Origin of the sequence: Microterricola viridarii, from assembly GCF_001542775.1 — a bacterium.
Classification (GTDB): domain Bacteria; phylum Actinomycetota; class Actinomycetes; order Actinomycetales; family Microbacteriaceae; genus Microterricola; species Microterricola viridarii_A.
In genome coordinates this window covers 142,088-159,250 of record NZ_CP014145.1, presented here as the reverse complement: position 1 = coordinate 159,250, position 17,163 = coordinate 142,088, and the positions used below count along the sequence as shown (strand labels likewise).

Sequence of the window (17,163 nt, the reverse complement as noted above, 5' to 3'; positions counted from 1 at the left end):
CAATCAGCGGGAGGGTCCGGCCCCTCGCCCGTCGGCTCGAGGGCGCGCCAGCGCCGTATCGAGACCCCGTCACCCGGCCTCGATACGCTCAGCCAGCGGGAGGATCGGGCCACTCCCCCGTTGGCTCGAGGGAGCGCCAGCGACCGAAGCCAACACCCCGGAACAGGTGCCCGGCGTCCTCCCCCGCTGGTCGAGTAGGCGCGCCAGCGCCGTATCGAGACCCCGTCACCCGGCCTCGATACGCTCAACCAGCGGGAGGGTCGGGCCACTCGCCCGTTGGCTCGAGGGAGCGCCAGCGACCGAAGCCAACACCCCGCGCGCGTAAGCCCCGGGGCTTCGGCGGCTGCGCTGCTCGTTCCTCACGGCGCGGCCCCCTCAAGCCAGCGGAATCCTCCCGCGACCGGGTTTCGACAAGCTCAACCAGCGGGAGGGTCCGGCCACACGCCCGTTGGCTCGAGGGAGCGCCAGCGACCGAAGCCAACACCCCGGAACAGGTGCCCGGCGTCCTCCCCCGCTGGTCGAGTAGGCGCGCCAGCGCCGTATCGAGACCCGTTCGATACGCTCGTCCCTCGCTACCCGGCCGCCGCGTTTCCGCGGGCGTGCGCGATCGCGGCGACCAGCCGCACGCGCAACGCGTCGCCGCGCTCGGCGAAGCCGCGCTGAGCGCGCACGTACTCGGCCTTGCCCTCCGCGGTCTCGATGGCCACGGCGGGCGCGCCCCAGTCGCTCACATCGTACGGCGAGGCGGCCATATCGAGCCAGCGGATGTCGCGGGCGAGGTCGAAGGTGTCCAGCAGCAGCTCCCCCGGCACCAGCGGGCCGAGTTTCACAGCCCACTTATACAGATCCATGCCGGCGTGCAGGCAGCCGGATTGCTCCAGCTCGGGCTGGTTCTCCCGCGAGGGCCGCAGCGCGTTCAACGGCAGCGCCTCCGGCGTGAAGAAGCGGTACGCGTCGAAGTGCGTGCAGCTGATGTTGGCCGCCTCAACGACGGCATCCGTCCCGGCCTGGCCGAGCCGCAGCGGCACCTCGTGCCGGTGCTCGCCCTGTTTGTAGACCATGGCCCACTCGTGCAGGCCGAAGCAGCCGAAGCGCGCCTGCCGCTCCTTCGTTCGGCCGAGCAGTCGCTCGATGAAATCGACGGTGGCGCCGCGTGCGGCGAGGAACGCTCCAGCGTCGACCTGCAGCCCGCTGGCGTCCGCCCGGTACCAGCGCCAGTCGGCGCGCTCGTCGCCGGCGGCGCCTGCCAGCACGACTCCGGCTCCCGGGTGCCAGCGCCGCAACGCCGACGGCTTGTTCGGGTAGTAGGTGAAGAGGAAGTCCTCGACCGGGTGCGTCTCGCCCCGTTGCACCCGCTCACGCCGGGCGAGCGTCAACGCATCCGCACGCTCGGCGTGCTCGGCCTCGAGCGCGCGCCAGTCTGCGGCGGCGAGCACGACGGGAGCCGCGGTCGGCACGGCGGCCTGTGAAGCGGCGAGAGGGGCGGGAACGGGCACCGTACGAGGGTACGCGGTTCTGCTGCATGCCGAGCCCGGCCAGAGAAGCACTGGCGCGCCGCCGTCGACGCTCCTAGGCTCGAACCCGCAGTTGGCAACCCTCGCCCGACATTGAGGAGGCCTCCATGGCCGCGTTGATCTACACCAGCCTGTGCTCGCTCGACGGCTACACGGCCGACGTGCACGGCAACTTCGACTTCGCAATGCCGGATGAGGAAGTGCACCGGTTCGCGAACGACCTCGAACTCCGAATCAGCACCCACCTCTACGGCCGGCGCATGTACGAGGTGATGACCTGGTGGGAAGCGACGAACGACCTCTCCAAGATGCCGGACTTCGTGCAGGAGTACGCCACGAGGTGGCAGGCGGCAGACAAGATCGTCTACAGCCGCACGCTGACCGAGGCGGTCGGGCCGCGCACACGGATCGAGCGCCGCTTCGACGTGCCGACGATCAAGGAGTTGAAGGCGGCATCCGCCCACGACATCAGCGTGAGCGGGCCGACGCTCGCCTCGCACGCGCTGCGCGCCGGCCTCGTCGACGAGGTGAGCCTGCTCGTGTTCCCGGTGATCTTGGGCGGCGGGCTGCACATGTTCCCGGACGCCGTGCAGAGCAGCCTGGAGCTCACCGATGAGCGCCGCTTCGACAGCGGGGTCGTGTACCTCAGCTACCGGGTGCTGCGCCACTAGGCAAGCCAGTAGGCAAGGAGTCCAGCATGGCCAAGTTGATCTACCACAGCACGTGCTCGCTCGATGGGTTCACCACCGACGCGCACGGCGACATCGATTTCTCAGAGCCGGACCGCGAGGTGAGCGAGTTCGTGAACGATTCCCTGCGCCCGATCCGCACCTACCTGTTCGGCCGGCGCATGTACGAGGTGATGAGGGTCTGGGACTCGGCGGAGGCGGTCGCGGACCAGCCGGACTACATCCAGGCGTACGTCCCCATCTGGCTTTCCGCCGACAAGATCGTCTACACGCGCACCCTGGCAGAGCCGGTCGGGCCGCGCACCCAGATCGAGCGCCGCTTCGACGCGCCGACCATCCGGGAGTTGAAAGAGACATCCGCCCACGACCTGCTCGTCGGCGGTGCGACGCTCGCGTCACACGCGCTGCGGGCCGGCCTCGTCGATGAGATCCAGATGCTGGTCGCGCCGGTGCTCCTCGGCGGTGGGCTGGCCATGTTCCCGAGTGACGTCAGGCAGACGCTTGAGCTCACCGAAGAGCGCCAGTTCGACAGCGGAATCGTCGCCCTCAACTACACCGTGCGCCACTGACGGCGGCCGCGCCGGGTGTCGACTGTCGTTTAGCGCAGGGCGCCGACCGAGGCGAGGGCCTGGCGCAGCAGCACGCCGCGGCCGCCCTCCATCTCGGCGCTGACCGCGGCGGTTGACGCCTCCTCCGGTGTCATCCAGGTGAGCTCGAGGGCGTCTTGCCGCGGCTGGCAGGTGCCGGTCACCGGCACGACGAAGACGAGCGAGACGGCGTGCTGCCTGTCGTCGTGGAAGGCAGAGAGGCCGGGCATCGGGAAGTACTCGGCGACCGTGAACGGCACCGGGCTGACCGGCAGCTGCGGGAACGCCATCGGCCCGAGGTCCTTCTCCAGGTGTCGGAACAGCGCGTCGCGCACGGTCTCGCCGTACATGACCCGGCCGGAGACCAGCGTGCGGGTCATCTCGCCGACCGCGGTCGCGCGCAGCAGCACTCCGAGCTCGATCACCTGCCCGAGGCCGTCCACCCGCACCGGCACCGCCTCGACGTAGAGCAGCGGCAGCCGGCCGCGAATCTCGGCCAGCTCGATGTCGCTGAGCCAGCCGGGCGTCGTCAGATCCGCCGCGCTGGGCGGCTCGGAATCGGGGGTCCACTCCGGGTTGGGGTCGGGGGTGCGCACGCTCATGGCTCCATTGTGTCGCACCGGTGCCGGGAACGGCAGCGGCCGTCGGTGCAAAGATGGGTGCACCAGAACTCCCCGCACGTCACTGCCCAGCGAGAGGAAGAGATGCAGCCCAGCCGTCCGACCCTGCAGAGCGAGCGGCTCCTTCTCCGGCCCGTCGCCGCGAGCGACACCGACGCCATGCAGAGCTATCGCGGGCGTGAGGATGTCGTGCGCTACCTCACGCACAAGCCGCTCAGCCCGGCGGGCATGCGGGCCCGGAACGCTCGCTCCATCGAGCTCTGGGGCGCGTACCCGGCCGAGCTGTTCAACCTGAATTTCGTTGTCGAACTGCTCGGGCCGGATGCCGACGGTGACGCCATCGGCGACCTGCGGGTCTGGAACCTGTTGTTGGACGGCAGCGGCCCGGCCAGTGAGAAGCCGTCCATCTTCTGGATCGGCTACGCCTTCCACCCCGACATGCAGGGCAAGGGGTACGCCCGTGAGGCGGCGGCGCGCGTCATCCGCTGGCTGTTCGCGGAGCACGCCGCCAGCGAGGTACGGGCGATCGCCTTCGCCCCGAACACGCCGTCGATCGCCCTGCTCGAGAAGCTGGGCTTCCAGGTCTTCCGTACGCTCGACGCCGACCCAGACAACAACACGCCGGCCGCCGTGCACCTGCGCATCGACGCAAGCCGGTGGGCGGCGCGAGCCGCTGAACCCGCCAACACCCCGATGAGAACCGAATCAGAGGAATCATGACCGCACTCCCCCTCGACCCTGCCGCCGTCCTCTGGTCGGCGAGCGAGCACGACCGGGCCGACCGGCCGCTGCTGGTGCTGCTGCACGGCTACGGGTCCAACGAGGCCGACCTGTTCGACCTTGCCCCGTACCTGCCGCTCTCCCCCGTCATCGCCTCGCTGCGCGCGCCGATCCCGATGGGGCCAGGGCACGCCTGGTTCGAGCTGGGTGCACAGCCCGGCGTTCCCGACCCGCAGGCGGTGACGGATGCCGCCCGCGGCGTGCTCGATTGGCTCGACGCGCTCACGGTGCAGCCGACATCCATCGGCCTGCTCGGCTTCTCGCAGGGCGGCGCGATGACGCTGCAGCTGCTGCGGCTGGCTCCCGGCCGCTTCGACCACGCCGTGATCCTGGCCGGCTTCCTGGCCGGCGGCCAGCAGGCCGGGGACACCGAGCTCGGCGCCCGCAAACCGCCGGTGTTCTGGGGCCGCGGCACGGCGGATGCCGTGATCTCGGCGACGGCCATCGACCGCACCCAGGCCTGGCTGCCCGACCACGCGACCCTCACCGAGCGCATCTACGAGGGCCTCGGCCACTCCGTGTCGCAGGCCGAGCTGGCCGACGCCGTCGCATTCCTGAACGAGCAGCACGCCTAGGCCCTGGGGGGGGATTTCGACAGGCTCAATCAGCGGGCGCAACCCGCTGGTTAAGCACGCTCCCGCCGGTTGAGCACGCTCCCGCTGGTTGAGCTTGTCGAAACCCCCGAGCCCCGGAGCTTCGGCGGTTCAGCAAACGGCACCCCGTCGGCTGAGGGAGGAACGACCGAAGCCCTGCCGCACCGACATCAGGTCGGGCAACAGGGCTTCGGTCGCGTGCGCCTCCCGGCATCGGGGAGGCAGCGGTCGTGCTCTACTTCGTGTGCTTCTTCGAGGAGTCCTTCTTTGCGGCTTCCTTCGCCAGGGCCTCTTTGCCGGCCTGCGCGTTCTTCACACGGATCTGCTCCTCGCGCACCTCGTGCTGGGTGGCGCGCTCGACGACGAGCCACTGCGGCTTGGTCTCGAGCAGGTGCTTGATCTCGGCGGTGGTCAGCGGCTCGGTCATCTCGGCACGGTTCAGTCCGGAGATGGACACGCCGAGTCGGGCGGCCACGACGGGGCGCGGGTGCGGGCCATTGGCGCGCAGCTCAACGAGCCAGGCGGGCGGGTCGGCCAGGATGCCGTCCAGCTGCTCGCGGCTGATCGGTTCTGCGGTGAAGGAGTCGGGCGCCGCGCTGAGCAGGATGCCCAGTTTCTTGGCGGCCGTCTCGGCCTTCATCATCTGGGGCTTCTTGGTCTTGGGCTTGGGCTGCTGACGCGTGTCTTCACGGTAAACGGGTGCCTCGGCGTTGTCGACAACGGGGTCGATTGGATTGCTCTCTACGGTACTCACCGATCAAGCGTATAGCCTGAACCTGTGGGTTCGGCATCCGTGCCCCAGCGTCAGAAAGTACACCGTGACACTCAAGCTCGGCTTTGTTGAAGGGGTCACCCCCACCAAGTGGATCGGCATCTGGAAGGACCGATTCGCCGATGTCGGCATCGTGGCATTCGGTGTGTCAGAGGGCGATCAGCTCGCCCCGCTGACCGCGGAGCCCGACGCGGATGCCGCGGCCGATGTGCTGCTGGTGCGCCTGCCGCTGAACACGCCCGCCGGGCTGGAGCTCAGCGTCATCCCGCTGTATGAAGAGGTCGCGGTCGTCGTCGTTCCCAAGGACCACGCCATCGCCAAGCTCGACGAGCTCACCCTGGCCGAGGTGGCCGAACTGGCCGGCCCGAGCACCACCGGCTACGCGCCGGGCGACCCCGACTTCGGCATCGCCATGGAACTCGTCGCGGCCGGCGTCGGCGTCGCGATCGTGCCGCACAGCATCGCCCGGCTGCACGGCCGCAAAGACCTCGTCGCCAAGCCGGTGACGGATGCCGCGCCGACACGCATCGCGATCGCCTGGCCCACAGAGCAGACCACAGAAGACGTCGAGGAGTTCGTCGGCATCGTGCGCGGCCGCACTGCGCAGAGCTCGCGCGGGATCGCGCCGGAGACGAACGCCAACGGCAAGGTGCTGAGCCGTGCCGACAAGGCGAAGGCGGCGGCGCGTGCGCTGCGCGAGGCCAACGGCAAGCAGAAGAAGCCGGGCGAGGGCAAGAAGAAGGTCGCCGGCAACGGCCACCGGCCGAACCCGAACCCCGGCCGCCCGCACTCGAACAAGAAGAAGGGCAAGCGTCGATGAGCCGGAAACGGCCATTCCTCTTCCTCTCCGCCCGGCCGGAGGTCGACGCCGTCGGCCCGGAGTACCAGGCCATGTTGACCGCCACCGGGCTCGACGCCGGTGAGCTGCACCACCACCGGCTCGACCTGGAGCCGCTGCCCCCGTTGCCGCTCGAGGGCTACTCCGGCGTGATCGTCGGCGGCAGCCCGTTCAACGTGACGACCCAACCGGCAGCGAAGTCGGCCACCCAGCGCCGGGTCGAGAGCGACCTCTCGCTGCTGGCCGATTGGGCCGTCGACACCGGCCTCCCCGCGCTGTTCACCTGTTACGGCATCGGCCTGCTCACCGAGCGCCAGGGCGGCGTCGTCGGCACCGAGTTCGGCGAGGAGGCCGGCCCGGTCACCGTCACGCTCACCGCGGAGGGCCTGGACGACCCGCTGTTGGCCGGGCTCCCCGCGAGCTTCACCGCTCTCACCGGCCACAAGGAGGCGACCAGCGTGCTGCCGGAGTCGGCCACCCTGCTCGCCACGAGCGGCGCCTGTCCCGTGCAGATCTACCGCGTCGGCAGCTCCGTCTACGCCACCCAGTTCCACCCGGAGGTGCTGCCGCAGGACTTCGTCGCCCGCGCCCACGTTTACAAGGAGCACGGCTACTTCCCCTCGCACGAGCTCGAGGAGGTCGTGGCGCGGCTGGCGGCATCCGACGTCACCGTGCCCCAGCTGATCATGCGCCACTTCGTGCAGCGCTTCGCCCGCTGATCGTCGCCGAGCGCCTGTCGCGGCCCGCTGTCACGCGGCGTCACGCGCCGTAGGCAACCGCAACAGCAGGTGCAGCACTGGCCCGTCGCGGCTAGCGTCGAGGGATCGCGGCGTACCCAAGTGGTCCAAGGGAACGGTCTCATAGCCCGTCATTCGCAGGTTCGAATCCTGCCGTCGCGTCGATGCGGGTGTTGGCTTCGGTCGCAAGCTCCCTCGAGCCAACGGGACGGGCGGGCCGCCCAGCGGGCATGCCGTACGCTCGCGAGGTGACCTCCTCTGCCTCCCGCCGCTCTCGCCGCCGCGTCAACCCCTGGCTGCGCCTGGTCGTTCCGATCGCATTGGTGGTCGCCGCGACCGTCGCGATCTGGGGCCCGAAGATCGGCTGGTTCGACTTCGGCGGCACCGGCCCGGGCGCCCTCGACTCGACGTCGGATGTCGGTGCGGAGCCCGGCGCAGAGCCGGCAGTGCCCGCCGCGCCCACGGCAACAGACGCGGCGCCGGCCCGCCCGGCCGAGGCCGTTCCGGTCACCGTCGATTACGTGCACGACGGCGACACCCTCTTCGTCTACCCGGAGGCCCCGAGCGCCGAGCGCATCAAGGTGCGCCTGCTCGGCATCGACACCCCCGAGGTCGGCGACAACGCCGAATGCTTCGGCGCGGAGGCCACCGACGCGCTGCGCGCCCTGCTGCCGGAGGGTACGACCGCGTGGGCCCAGAGCGACGTGAACCCGCAGGACAAGTACGGCCGCAGCCTGCTGCTGATGTGGACGGACGACGGCCGCTTCGTGAACAACGAGCTGCTGCGAAGCGGCGCGGCCACCGTGCTGCAGATCGACCCGAACCGGGCGCACACCGAGCTGTTCCGGGCGAGCGAGGAGAGCGCGCGGGCGGCCGGCGCCGGCCTCTGGAGCGCCTGCTGACACGGGCCGCCGCCGCATCCGCTGCGTAAAAGGGGAGCAGGCAGGGCCCGTCTGGGGCGATACTTGATGTCGCCGCACAGCGCGGCGACCCCGCCGTTTGGAAGGACCCCGCCCGTGTCTGAGACTCCCCCGGCCGGCCCCGCTCCCACGGCAGCGTCGACCTCGGCGCCCGCCGTGCCCCGGCGTGCCTGGCTTGCCCTCATCGTGCTCATGCTCGGCATGTTCATGGCCCTGCTCGACACCACGATCGTCAATGTGGCGCTGCCCACCATCCGCACCAGCCTCGACGCCTCCGAGGCGACGTTGTCGTGGATCATCTCCGGCTACGCGCTTGCTTTCGGCCTCGCGCTCATCCCGGCTGGCCGCATCGGCGACCGGATCGGCCACAAGTGGGTGTTCTTCACCGGCCTCGCCCTGTTCACCGTGGCCAGCCTCTTCTGCGGGCTCGCCACGAACGACCTGCAACTCGTCGTCGCTCGCGTCGTGCAGGGTTTCGCCGGCGGTATTTTCGTGCCGGCCGTCACAGCGACGATCCAACTACTGTTCCCGCTGAAGAGCCGCGGCAAGGCGTTCGCCATCATGGGCGCCGTCATCGGCGTCTCCACGGCGATTGGCCCGATCCTCGGTGGCTTGATCATCGAGGCCTTCGGCGAGGAGAACGGCTGGCGGCTGGTCTTCTGGGTGAATCTGCCCATCGGTGTGATCGCGTTGATCGCCGCGGCGATCTTGTTGCCGGCACACGAAAGCTCGCTGGTGCGCACGGGAACAGACCTGTTCGGCCTGATGCTGCTCACCGCCGGGCTGGTCTCGCTGCTCGTGCCGCTGATCGAGGGGCAGGATGAGGGCTGGCCGCTCTGGACCTTCGTCACGCTCGGCGCCGGCGTGCTCTTCATCGTGTTGTTCGCATTCTGGGAGGTGCGGTTCGCGAGGGCGGGGAAGAGCCCGCTGGTGCCACCGCGCCTGTTCAGCCACCCCGCGTTCACCGGTGGCACCATTCTCGCCCTGGTCTACTTCGCGTCGTTCACCGGCATCTTCTTCATCATCTCGCTGCTCTGGCAGGCAGGGCTGGGGCACACCGCGCTGGAGTCCGGCATCGTCTCGCTGCCCTTCGCCGTCGGCAGCATCCTCGGCGCCGCGTTCAGCGACCGGCTGTCCCGGCTGCTCGGCCGCACCGTGCTCGTGATGGGCACCGGCCTGGTCAGCATCGGCCTGGTCTGGGTGTGGCTGATCCTGCTCGTGACCCCGGCCAGCGATCTGACGAATTGGCTGTTGCTGCCCCCGCTGTTCATCGCCGGTGCCGGAAACGGCCTGTTCATCGCCCCCAATGCGCAGTTCATCGTCGCCACGGTCGACCGTTCAGAGGCGGGCTCGGCCAGTGGCGTCATCAGCGTCATGCAGCGGGTGGGCAGCGCGATCGGCATCGCCGTCGTCGGCAGTGTGCTGTTCGGCACCCTCACCGTCACGGGGCACACCCCGACGGCGGTCGCGGATGCCTTCGCCACCAGCGCCACGTATGCGCTCGCGGTCAGCGCGGGCCTCAGCATCGTCGCGTTCCTGCTGGTCTTCGCCCTGCCGAAGCGGGTCGCCGCCACGCACTAGGGGGCGGGCTCGCGCGGTTCCCCGTCGTCGGGCTGCGGCGACGCGTCGGGATGCGGTCCCGCCCGGTGCGGCGGGTCATGGACGCCGAACTCGTCGATGCCGCTCCCACCGTCGGCAGGGTCCGGCCCGTCGATGGCGGCGTCCTCGAGGCTCTCGCCCGCCTGCGCCAGCTGTTCGACCTCCACCAGGATGTCGATGGCGGCCGTCGACGGCTCGGGGTCTGGCAGGCTCTCCGCCGTCGTGATCAGCGCGACCTCGGGAGGCAGGGGGTCGCCGGGGCGGGCGGGCACACGTTTGCGCAGCGGCCACGTCCAGAACGCGGGCCCGGCAGTCGCCACGTCTTCGGCGGCCTCCTCCGGGTCCAGGCCATAGAAGTCGCCGATGTTGTCGACGAACTGCGCCCGCCGCGCCAGCGTGTACGCGCGGCGCTCCCGGCTGAAGGCGAGCACGGTGGACCAGCAAATGAGCAGCATGACCACACTGAACGGCAGCGCGATGATGATCGCCGCCGTCTGCAGTGCCTTGAGCCCACCGGTGAGCAGCAGGGCGATCGCCAGCAGCGCGGTGATGATGGTGAAGAAGATGCGCACCCAGCGCTTCGGGTGGAGCTGTCCGCCGGTCGCGAGCATGCCCATCACGAGGGCGCCCGAGTCTGCTGAGGTGATGAAGAACAAGCCGATCAGCAGGATGACGCCATACGTGAGCACCTGGCCGCCGGGCACCTGGGCGAGCATCGAGAACAGCGCGCCCTCCACGTCGACAGCACCATTGGCGCCGACCAGCGTGCCCGGGTTGGCCAGTTCCATGGCGATGGCCGTCCCGCCGAGCACGCTGAACCAGAGGATGCCGATGAGTGTCGGCACCAGAATCACCCCGGTGACGAACTGCCGCACCGTGCGCCCCCGCGAGACGCGGGCGATGAAGATGCCGACGAACGGCGCCCAGGAGATCCACCAGCCCCAATAGAACGATGTCCAGCTGGCCTGCCACGCTTCGCCGGCATCCCCGGTGAACGCGTTGACGTTGAAGGAGAGGCTCACGAAATTCTGGATGTACCCGCCGATCGACTGCACGAACTCGCGCAGCAGGAAGGTGGTCGGGCCGCTCACCAGCAGGTAGATCACGAGCAGAGCGGCGAGCACGAGGTTGGTGTTGGACAACCACTTCATGCCCTTCCCCACACCGGAGAGTACCGAGAACAGCACGAAGCAGGAGATGACGAGGATGATCACGACCTGCATGAGCTCGTTCGGCCGGCCGAACCCGGCGGCGTCGAGCCCTGCACTGATCTGCAGCACACCGAGACCGAGCGACGTGGCGACGCCGAACAGGGTGCCGACCAGCGCGATCACGTCGACGGCGTTTCCCCAGCCGCCACGCACCCGCTTGCCGAGCAGCGGTTCGAGCGCCCAGCGGATGGAGATGGGGCGGTTGCGGCGGTGGATCGCATAGGCGAGGGCCAAGCCGACGACGACGTAGATCGCCCACGCGTGCACACCCCAGTGCAGGTAGGTCTGGGTGAGCGCCAGCTGGGCTAGCTCGGGCGGCGTGCCCTCGACGCCGGGGCGGGGGGTGGCGAAGTGACTGAGCGGCTCGCTCACCCCGTAGAAGACCAGGCCGATGCCCATGCCCGCGGCGAAGAGCAGCGAGAACCACGACATCAGTGAGAACTCCGGCTCCTCGTCGTCCTTGCCGAGCTTGATGTCGCCGAAGCGGCTGAAGCCGAGGAACAGGCAGAAGGCCACGAAGAACGCGGCGATCAAAACGTAGTACCAGTTGAAGGCGTTGACGATGGTGCTCTGGATGGTGCCGAACAGGGCTTCCGCGGCCCGTGGGGCCAGCAGGGCGAAGCCCACGAAGAGCGCCACGATCACTGCGGCGGGCCAGAAAACCCATCGTTTCACACTTGGCGTTTTGGACTTCTCCGCAATTGCCATAGCTCTGAGGCTACTCACTTGAGGCTCGACTTCCCAGCCCTATCGCCGCCCGGCGCGCGCTGCATGTGTGCGCGCATCCGTGAGGAGCACTCGCCCGAACCGGGGTACAGCGGGCACTAGTCTGGTGCAGTGAAACGTGCAATGCGCCACAGATTGACACTCCTCGGAACCGCAGCCGCGCTCCTCGCGCTCGGCGCCGGCGTGGCCGTTCAGGTGTCCGATGCCCTCGGCCTGCGGGCTCATCCCGCGGTGGGGATCCCGGTGGAAGAGCTCACGGCGGCGCCAGCCGCATCCGCTGTGCTGCCGCCCGATTTCACGGACATCGACGCCCCCGATGACCTGCGAACGAGCACCGCGCTCGACGCGTTGCGGGAGGCCGCGGCCGGTGCCGGAGGCACGAGGGGGACGGCGACGCTTTCCGTGCGCTACGACGCACTCGACCCGGAGAGCGAGCAGAGCTACACACTCTCTGTCACGGAGCAGGCGATCACCGTCACCGCGCCCAGCCGCGCCGGCGCCGTGCTCGGTGTCTATGATTTGGCTGCCGCGGTGCGCGCCGGCCGCTCCATCACCGAGAACCTCGGCCGCACCGTCGACTCCGCGCTGCCGTTTCGCATGGTCGACCTCGGCGCCGTCGGCGTGAAAGCGGATGCCGCGGCCTACGCGACGGGCACCGACTACTCTCACAACTCCAACGCCTTCAAAGACGTGATGCTCGCCGAGGCGCCCTACATCGATGCCGAGGAGATGGCGCGGGCGACGAGCGAGTTCCACGACTACGTGAGGCACTCCCTCGCCCTCGGCTACAACGCGATCGCCGTGCCCGGCTTCATCGAGTACGTCACCTTCAACGGTGTGGGCGATGGCATGGCCGTCTATCCGGCTGGGGATCCGCACCGGGAGCGCGCACTCGCGATGCAGCAGGCTTTCGGCCCGCTCTTCGAGTACGCGCAGGAGCTGGGCATGAAGGTGTACATGCGCACCGACATGCTCGCGCTGAGCGATCCGCTGGCACAGCACTTCGAGCGGAACTTCGGCGGCCTCGCGACCGAAGATCCGACGTTCTGGGATGTCTACAGGGCCGGGCTCGACGAGCTCTATGCCGCCCTGCCCGCCGTCGACGGTGTGGTCGTGCGCATCGGCGAGGCCGGCCGGGTCTACGACCTGCCGGGGTGGGACTACTACTCCGATCTGGCCGTGACGTCGGTCGACGCGGTACGAGCCATGCTCACCACCTTCAGCGCGCAGGCCGAGTCGGCCGGGCGCGAGGTGATCTTCCGCTCCTGGAGTGTTGGCGTCGGCGCGGTCGGCGACATGCACACGAATCCCGACTCCTACGCCCAAGTGCTGGACGGCATCGACTCGCCCGCCCTCGTCGTCTCGACGAAGTACTCACTCGGCGACTTCTACAGCTACCTGCCACTAAACACCACCCTGGAGACCGGCAGCCAGCGGCGCATCGTCGAGTTTCAGAGCCGGCGCGAGTTCGAGGCTTTCGGCGCGCTGCCGAACGATCTCGGCTCGCTTTACCAAAGCGCGCTCACCCACTTCATCGCCGCCAATCCGAACGTCGAGGGGATCTGGACCTGGACTCAGGATGGCGGACCGTGGCGTGCCGGACCCATGACGTTGGAGCTGAAGGCCGGCTTCTGGCAGCTCTACGAGCTCAACACCGAGCTCGCGGTGCGGCTGGCCCGTGACCCGCAACTCGATCCGGCGACGATCACGGCCGATTGGATCCACGAGTGGTTCTCCGATGACCCCGCCACCGTGCAGACCCTGGCGATGGCCATGTCCCAGTCCCGGGACGCAGTGACCGCCGGCCTCTACATCGGCCCATTCGCCGAGCAACGGGTCGAGGCGCTCGGGCTCGAGCCTCCGCCCATGATGTGGATCTTCGAGTGGGACATCCTCACCGGCGACAGCTCCGTGCTCTCCGTTATCTACGAGGTGAGCCGAGCGGAGCTCGAGACCGCCATTGCCGGCGGCGGCGACGCTGTGCGCACCGCCGTTGCCATGCGCGATGCCGTCGCGGCATCCGACCCGACGATGTGGAAGGACCCGGCGCTGCACGCGCAGTTCGTCGACACCCTCGACTATCAGGTGAATCTGTTCGAGACGCTCGGTTCCTACCGCACCATGGTGTTGCGGCACAGCCAATGGCTTGACACCGGCTCCGCTGAGGCGCGGGAGCAGTGGGCGGCCGCCCGCACGGCGTTCGACGGCTTCGCGGCCGCACACGAGGCCCGCTACGGCAACTCGATCGAGCTGCCCGCCTTCAACCTCACGGCGGCGCGAATCGGCGAGACCAGAGCGGCCCTCGACCTGCCGATGGCGTGGCTGGCCCGGCTGGCCGGCGCCCTTCTCGTGCTCTGGCTCGCGCTCGGCATGCTGGCCCGCTGGCCACGCTTTGCGACGTGGCCGGGTGCCGCGGCTGCCCGGGCACTGTGGCTCGCCGGAACACGTCCGTGGCGCGCGGCGGATGCCGTCGCCGGTCTCAGCGCCGCCTCGCGGGTTCTGCTCGTCGCCGTGCCTGCGGCCCTGCTGCTGCTCAGCCGCGGCATCTACACTTGGTTCCTGGCGCCGTCACACGTGTTGTTCACCACGGTCGCCTGGCTGCTGTTCGCTGCGGTCATCGCGCTCGCGCTGCGTCGGCGCCCGGCATGGCCGATCATTGCGGCGGCCGGAGGGGCACTGCTGCTGCGCACGATGCTGCTGTTGGCCGTGCTCGCCGTGCGCGGGCCCGGCTACTACTGGTTGGGGTTCTGGACCGACCCGCTCGCGCGGACGGCCTACATCACGCTCGGTTTCGCCCTGTTCCTCTGGGTGCTCATCGCCGCCGCGTGGGCGCTCGGCGGCCAGATCGGCGCGCGTCGGGCGACGGGAACGGTGATTGCCGCTTGCGGCTTCGTGCTCGCCGCCCTGGGCGGCTTCCTCGGTGCGATCGGGCTGGAGCAGGCGCTCACCGCCTGGAACGACGAGATGTCGCTGCTGCCGTGGGGGCTCTCCCGCATACTCGGTCTGACGGTGTACCTCGAGATTCCGCTGGCGACACCGTGGTACGCCGCTGCGGCCGGCGGTGTACTGCTCCTGCTCGGGCTCCTGCTGGCGCTCCCCTGGCGTCGCGGCTCGCGGCGCCAGGATACGCCGGAGCAGGCCCCTCCGGTGATCGCGGCGTAGCCCCCGCCGCCAGCGCTGCCCAACAGCATGCCGTGCCATTGGGCGGAATCGAGAGTGCGTACGCCCCGGCGCTCGGCGAGCCTGATGGGGTCGCCCCTCGCCAGAGACGGGCGCACCGACTGCGGCGGCAATGGCGCGCAGTTCTCGGCCTACAAGGAAGTGGTAACCCATGGTTCTCGGCAATTTTCCCAATCAGTTCTTCTGGGGCGTGGCCACGGCAGGTCACCAGAGCGAGGGCGACAACCGGAACAGCGACACCTGGTTCCTCGAGAACGTGACGCCGACCGTGTTCGCGGAGCCGTCCGGGCCCGCCTGCGACGGCTACGAACGGTGGAGCGAAGACCTCGACCTCGTTGCCGGCATGGGGCTGAGCGCCTACCGCTTCTCGGTGGAGTGGGCCAGGATCGAGCCGGCCGAGGGCGAGTTCGACGAGGAGGCGCTGGCCCACTACGAGGCCATCGTCGACGGGTGCATCGCGCGCGGGCTGGCCCCGCTCATCACCTTCAGCCACTTCACCCAGCCGCACTGGTTCGCGAAGCGCAGCGCGTGGATGGACGACGAGGCCCCCGCATTGTTCGCGCGGTTCTGCGGCGTCGTGATGGACCGTTTCGGCGACCGGATCGCCGCGGCCGTCACCTTCAACGAGCCGAACTTGCCCCAGATGCTGGCCTGGGCGGGGCTGCCCGATTTCGTCGCCGACCTGACCAGGGCCACGCTCGACGCGGCATCCGCGGCCGCGGGCGTCGCGAAGTACCGCTCGGGCAATGTGATGGTCGCCGAGGACTTCGACGCCATGCAGGTCGGGATGACGGCCGCGCACACCGCAGCCAAGGCCGCGATCAAGCAGCGTCGCCCCGAACTGCCGGTTGGCCTCTCGATCGCGATCTCCGACGACTGCGCGGCGGAAGGCGGCGAGGCCACCCGCGATGCCAAGCGTGCCGACGTGTACGACCACTGGCTGCGCCTGGCCCGCACGGACGACTTCATCGGCGTGCAGAATTACGAGCGCCTCTGGTTCGGGCCAGACGGCCAATTGGCACCGGCCGCGGGTGCGGTACTGAACGAGATGGGCTCGGCCGTAGACCCGGCGTCGCTCGGCGGCGCCGCCCGCTATGCACACGACGTCAGCGGCGTGCCTGTTCTCGTCACAGAGCACGGCGCGAGCACCGGCGACGACTCGGTGCGTGCCGCATTCATCGAGCCGTCGCTGGCGGGCCTGCTGGAGGCGATCGAGGACGGCGTTCCCGTGCTCGGCTACTGCCACTGGACCCTGATGGACAACTTCGAGTGGGTCTTCGGCTACGGCCACCAGCTCGGCCTGTACTCCGTGGACCGCACCACCTTCGAGCGCACGGCCAAGCCGAGCGCCGGCGTCTACGGCGCGATCGTCGCGGCCCAGCGCTCCGCGGTGTCGGCCGGCGTCTGAGCGAGCCCAGACTGTGACGATGACGCCTCCGGCACCCGCGCTGCCCCTCTCCGAGATCAGGATGCGCGACCCGTTCATCATCGAGACGGAGCCGGGCACCTTCGTGCTCTTCGGCACCACCGACGAGAACGTGTGGGGTGGCCCGGCCACCGGATTCGACTGCTACACCAGCACCGATCTGGAGCGCTGGCAGGGCCCTGTCGCGGCGTTCAGGCCGCCTGCCGGCTTCTGGTCGGACACCCAGTACTGGGCGCCGGAGGTGTTCCGCCTGGACGGGCGCTTCTACCTCTTCGCCACGTTCGCCTCGTCAGAGACCCGCGTGCGCGGCGTGGCCGTGCTGGTGTCGGAGCAGGCGACTGGCCCCTACCTCCCCTGGAGTGACGGGCCGGTCACCCCGCAGGAGTTCCCCTGCCTCGACGGCACCCTCTTCATCGACGACGCGGCCGAGCCCTGGCTCGTCTTCAGCCGCGGGGCGGAGGGCGGGCCGGCCGGCGCAGCGGGGATCGCGGACGGCGAGATGTACGCGCAGCGGATGTCCGCGGACCTCCGCGAGTCGCTCGGCTCCCCCGAGCTGTTGTTCCGCGCATCGGCCGCGGCGTGGAGCAGGCCGCTCACCTTCCCGGAGGGGGTCGAGCCGCCCGCCCAGCTCCGGCTGGCGAAAGACCCGCTCTTCACCGATGGGCCGTTCCTGCTCCGCTCGCCGGCCGGACGGCTGCAGATGCTCTGGTCCAGCTTCGGCGAGCAGGGATATGCGATGGGTGTGGCGACGTCGGAGTCCGGCACGGTGCTCGGGCCGTGGTCCCAGGAGCCGGAGCCGCTCTGGCCGGTGAACGGCGGGCACGGGATGATCCTCACCCCGAGCGCTGGGGGAAGCCGCCTGGTCTTCCACTCGCCGAATGACAGCCCGGCCGAGCGCGTCACACTGGTGCCGGTTGCCTTCTCCGCGGACGACCTGCGGCTGGCCGACTGCGGCTGACGCGCCGGGCGGA

General features: G+C 69.6%; 15 protein-coding genes and 1 tRNA gene. 12 read left to right on the top strand and 4 right to left on the bottom strand.

Annotated elements, in window-relative coordinates; translation table 11 throughout:
- Positions 1 to 572: 572 nt before the first annotated feature.
- Positions 573 to 1,496 (bottom strand): 3-methyladenine DNA glycosylase, encoded by a 924-nt coding sequence (locus tag AWU67_RS00715; protein ID WP_425339190.1) that lies wholly within the window; start codon positions 1,494 to 1,496, stop codon positions 573 to 575.
- A 125-nt stretch (positions 1,497 to 1,621) separates the two neighbouring features.
- Between AWU67_RS00715 and AWU67_RS00710 the strand changes: the two genes are divergently transcribed.
- On the top strand, positions 1,622 to 2,185 hold the full coding sequence (locus AWU67_RS00710) for a dihydrofolate reductase family protein (RefSeq protein WP_067225545.1): 564 nt from the start codon (positions 1,622 to 1,624) through the stop codon (positions 2,183 to 2,185).
- A 26-nt stretch (positions 2,186 to 2,211) separates the two neighbouring features.
- Positions 2,212 to 2,772 (top strand): dihydrofolate reductase family protein, encoded by a 561-nt coding sequence (locus tag AWU67_RS00705; RefSeq protein ID WP_067225542.1) that lies wholly within the window; start codon positions 2,212 to 2,214, stop codon positions 2,770 to 2,772.
- Positions 2,773 to 2,801: 29 nt separating this feature from the next.
- On the opposite strand, the gene AWU67_RS00700 is transcribed toward AWU67_RS00705, so the two are convergent.
- On the bottom strand, positions 2,802 to 3,392 hold the full coding sequence (locus AWU67_RS00700; protein ID WP_067225538.1) for an NUDIX hydrolase family protein: 591 nt from the start codon (positions 3,390 to 3,392) through the stop codon (positions 2,802 to 2,804).
- Between the two features lie 102 nt (positions 3,393 to 3,494).
- Between AWU67_RS00700 and AWU67_RS00695 the strand changes: the two genes are divergently transcribed.
- Together AWU67_RS00695 and AWU67_RS00690 are read left to right on the top strand one after the other, a co-directional pair.
- The gene (locus tag AWU67_RS00695; RefSeq protein WP_067225536.1) at positions 3,495 to 4,130 is read left to right on the top strand and encodes a GNAT family N-acetyltransferase; all 636 of its coding nucleotides are present in this window, start codon (positions 3,495 to 3,497) and stop codon (positions 4,128 to 4,130) included.
- Positions 4,127 to 4,765, top strand: coding sequence for an alpha/beta hydrolase (locus tag AWU67_RS00690; RefSeq protein ID WP_067225534.1), 639 nt, complete (start codon positions 4,127 to 4,129; stop codon positions 4,763 to 4,765). The genes AWU67_RS00695 and AWU67_RS00690 overlap by 4 nt, the downstream gene beginning before the upstream one ends.
- Positions 4,766 to 5,018: 253 nt before the next feature.
- On the opposite strand, the gene AWU67_RS00685 is transcribed toward AWU67_RS00690, so the two are convergent.
- A complete protein-coding gene (locus tag AWU67_RS00685) occupies positions 5,019 to 5,537 on the bottom strand; it encodes a DUF5997 family protein (RefSeq protein WP_425339189.1) in 519 nt (172 codons plus the stop codon).
- Between the two features lie 64 nt (positions 5,538 to 5,601).
- Between AWU67_RS00685 and AWU67_RS00680 the strand changes: the two genes are divergently transcribed.
- The 5 genes from AWU67_RS00680 (at position 5,602) to AWU67_RS00660 (ending at position 9,631) form a co-directional block, all read left to right on the top strand.
- Positions 5,602 to 6,375 (top strand): LysR family transcriptional regulator substrate-binding protein, encoded by a 774-nt coding sequence (locus tag AWU67_RS00680; RefSeq protein WP_067225528.1) that lies wholly within the window; start codon positions 5,602 to 5,604, stop codon positions 6,373 to 6,375.
- Complete coding sequence (locus AWU67_RS00675; protein WP_067225527.1) at positions 6,372 to 7,112, top strand: glutamine amidotransferase; 741 nt, start codon at positions 6,372 to 6,374, stop codon at positions 7,110 to 7,112. The genes AWU67_RS00680 and AWU67_RS00675 overlap by 4 nt, the downstream gene beginning before the upstream one ends.
- Before the next feature lie 106 nt (positions 7,113 to 7,218).
- Positions 7,219 to 7,292: transfer RNA gene (locus AWU67_RS00670), tRNA-Met, on the top strand.
- A gap of 86 nt (positions 7,293 to 7,378) precedes the next feature.
- The gene (locus tag AWU67_RS00665; RefSeq protein ID WP_129586599.1) at positions 7,379 to 8,032 is read left to right on the top strand and encodes a thermonuclease family protein; all 654 of its coding nucleotides are present in this window, start codon (positions 7,379 to 7,381) and stop codon (positions 8,030 to 8,032) included.
- Positions 8,033 to 8,146: 114 nt separating this feature from the next.
- Complete coding sequence (locus tag AWU67_RS00660; RefSeq protein WP_067225524.1) at positions 8,147 to 9,631, top strand: MFS transporter; 1,485 nt, start codon at positions 8,147 to 8,149, stop codon at positions 9,629 to 9,631.
- On the opposite strand, the gene AWU67_RS00655 is transcribed toward AWU67_RS00660, so the two are convergent.
- Entirely contained in the window at positions 9,628 to 11,535 is a 1,908-nt protein-coding gene (locus AWU67_RS00655) for a BCCT family transporter (RefSeq protein WP_335339018.1), read from the bottom strand. The two genes, AWU67_RS00660 and AWU67_RS00655, sit on opposite strands and share 4 nt — an antisense overlap.
- Before the next feature lie 174 nt (positions 11,536 to 11,709).
- Between AWU67_RS00655 and AWU67_RS00650 the strand changes: the two genes are divergently transcribed.
- The 3 genes from AWU67_RS00650 (at position 11,710) to AWU67_RS00640 (ending at position 17,150) form a co-directional block, all read left to right on the top strand.
- A complete protein-coding gene (locus tag AWU67_RS00650) occupies positions 11,710 to 14,748 on the top strand; it encodes a hypothetical protein (protein ID WP_067225522.1) in 3,039 nt (1,012 codons plus the stop codon).
- A 169-nt stretch (positions 14,749 to 14,917) separates the two neighbouring features.
- Positions 14,918 to 16,174, top strand: a complete 1,257-nt coding sequence (locus AWU67_RS00645) for a glycoside hydrolase family 1 protein (RefSeq protein WP_067225521.1) — start codon at positions 14,918 to 14,920, stop codon at positions 16,172 to 16,174.
- Between the two features lie 19 nt (positions 16,175 to 16,193).
- On the top strand, positions 16,194 to 17,150 hold the full coding sequence (locus tag AWU67_RS00640) for a glycoside hydrolase family 43 protein (protein ID WP_082716678.1): 957 nt from the start codon (positions 16,194 to 16,196) through the stop codon (positions 17,148 to 17,150).
- Positions 17,151 to 17,163: the final 13 nt, after the last annotated feature.

What these genes read in the sequence shown, in the direction of transcription:
- AWU67_RS00700 (WP_067225538.1), bottom strand. Translation starts at nt 3,392, where the DNA reads ATGAGCGTGCGCACCCCCGACCCCAACCCGGAGTGGACCCCCGATTCC.
- AWU67_RS00640 (WP_082716678.1), top strand. Translation starts at nt 16,194, where the DNA reads ATGACGCCTCCGGCACCCGCGCTGCCCCTCTCCGAGATCAGGATGCGC.
- AWU67_RS00645 (WP_067225521.1), top strand. Translation starts at nt 14,918, where the DNA reads ATGGTTCTCGGCAATTTTCCCAATCAGTTCTTCTGGGGCGTGGCCACG.
- AWU67_RS00695 (WP_067225536.1), top strand. Translation starts at nt 3,495, where the DNA reads ATGCAGCCCAGCCGTCCGACCCTGCAGAGCGAGCGGCTCCTTCTCCGG.
- AWU67_RS00650 (WP_067225522.1), top strand. Translation starts at nt 11,710, where the DNA reads ATGCGCCACAGATTGACACTCCTCGGAACCGCAGCCGCGCTCCTCGCG.
- AWU67_RS00690 (WP_067225534.1), top strand. Translation starts at nt 4,127, where the DNA reads ATGACCGCACTCCCCCTCGACCCTGCCGCCGTCCTCTGGTCGGCGAGC.
- AWU67_RS00675 (WP_067225527.1), top strand. Translation starts at nt 6,372, where the DNA reads ATGAGCCGGAAACGGCCATTCCTCTTCCTCTCCGCCCGGCCGGAGGTC.
- AWU67_RS00710 (WP_067225545.1), top strand. Translation starts at nt 1,622, where the DNA reads ATGGCCGCGTTGATCTACACCAGCCTGTGCTCGCTCGACGGCTACACG.
- AWU67_RS00705 (WP_067225542.1), top strand. Translation starts at nt 2,212, where the DNA reads ATGGCCAAGTTGATCTACCACAGCACGTGCTCGCTCGATGGGTTCACC.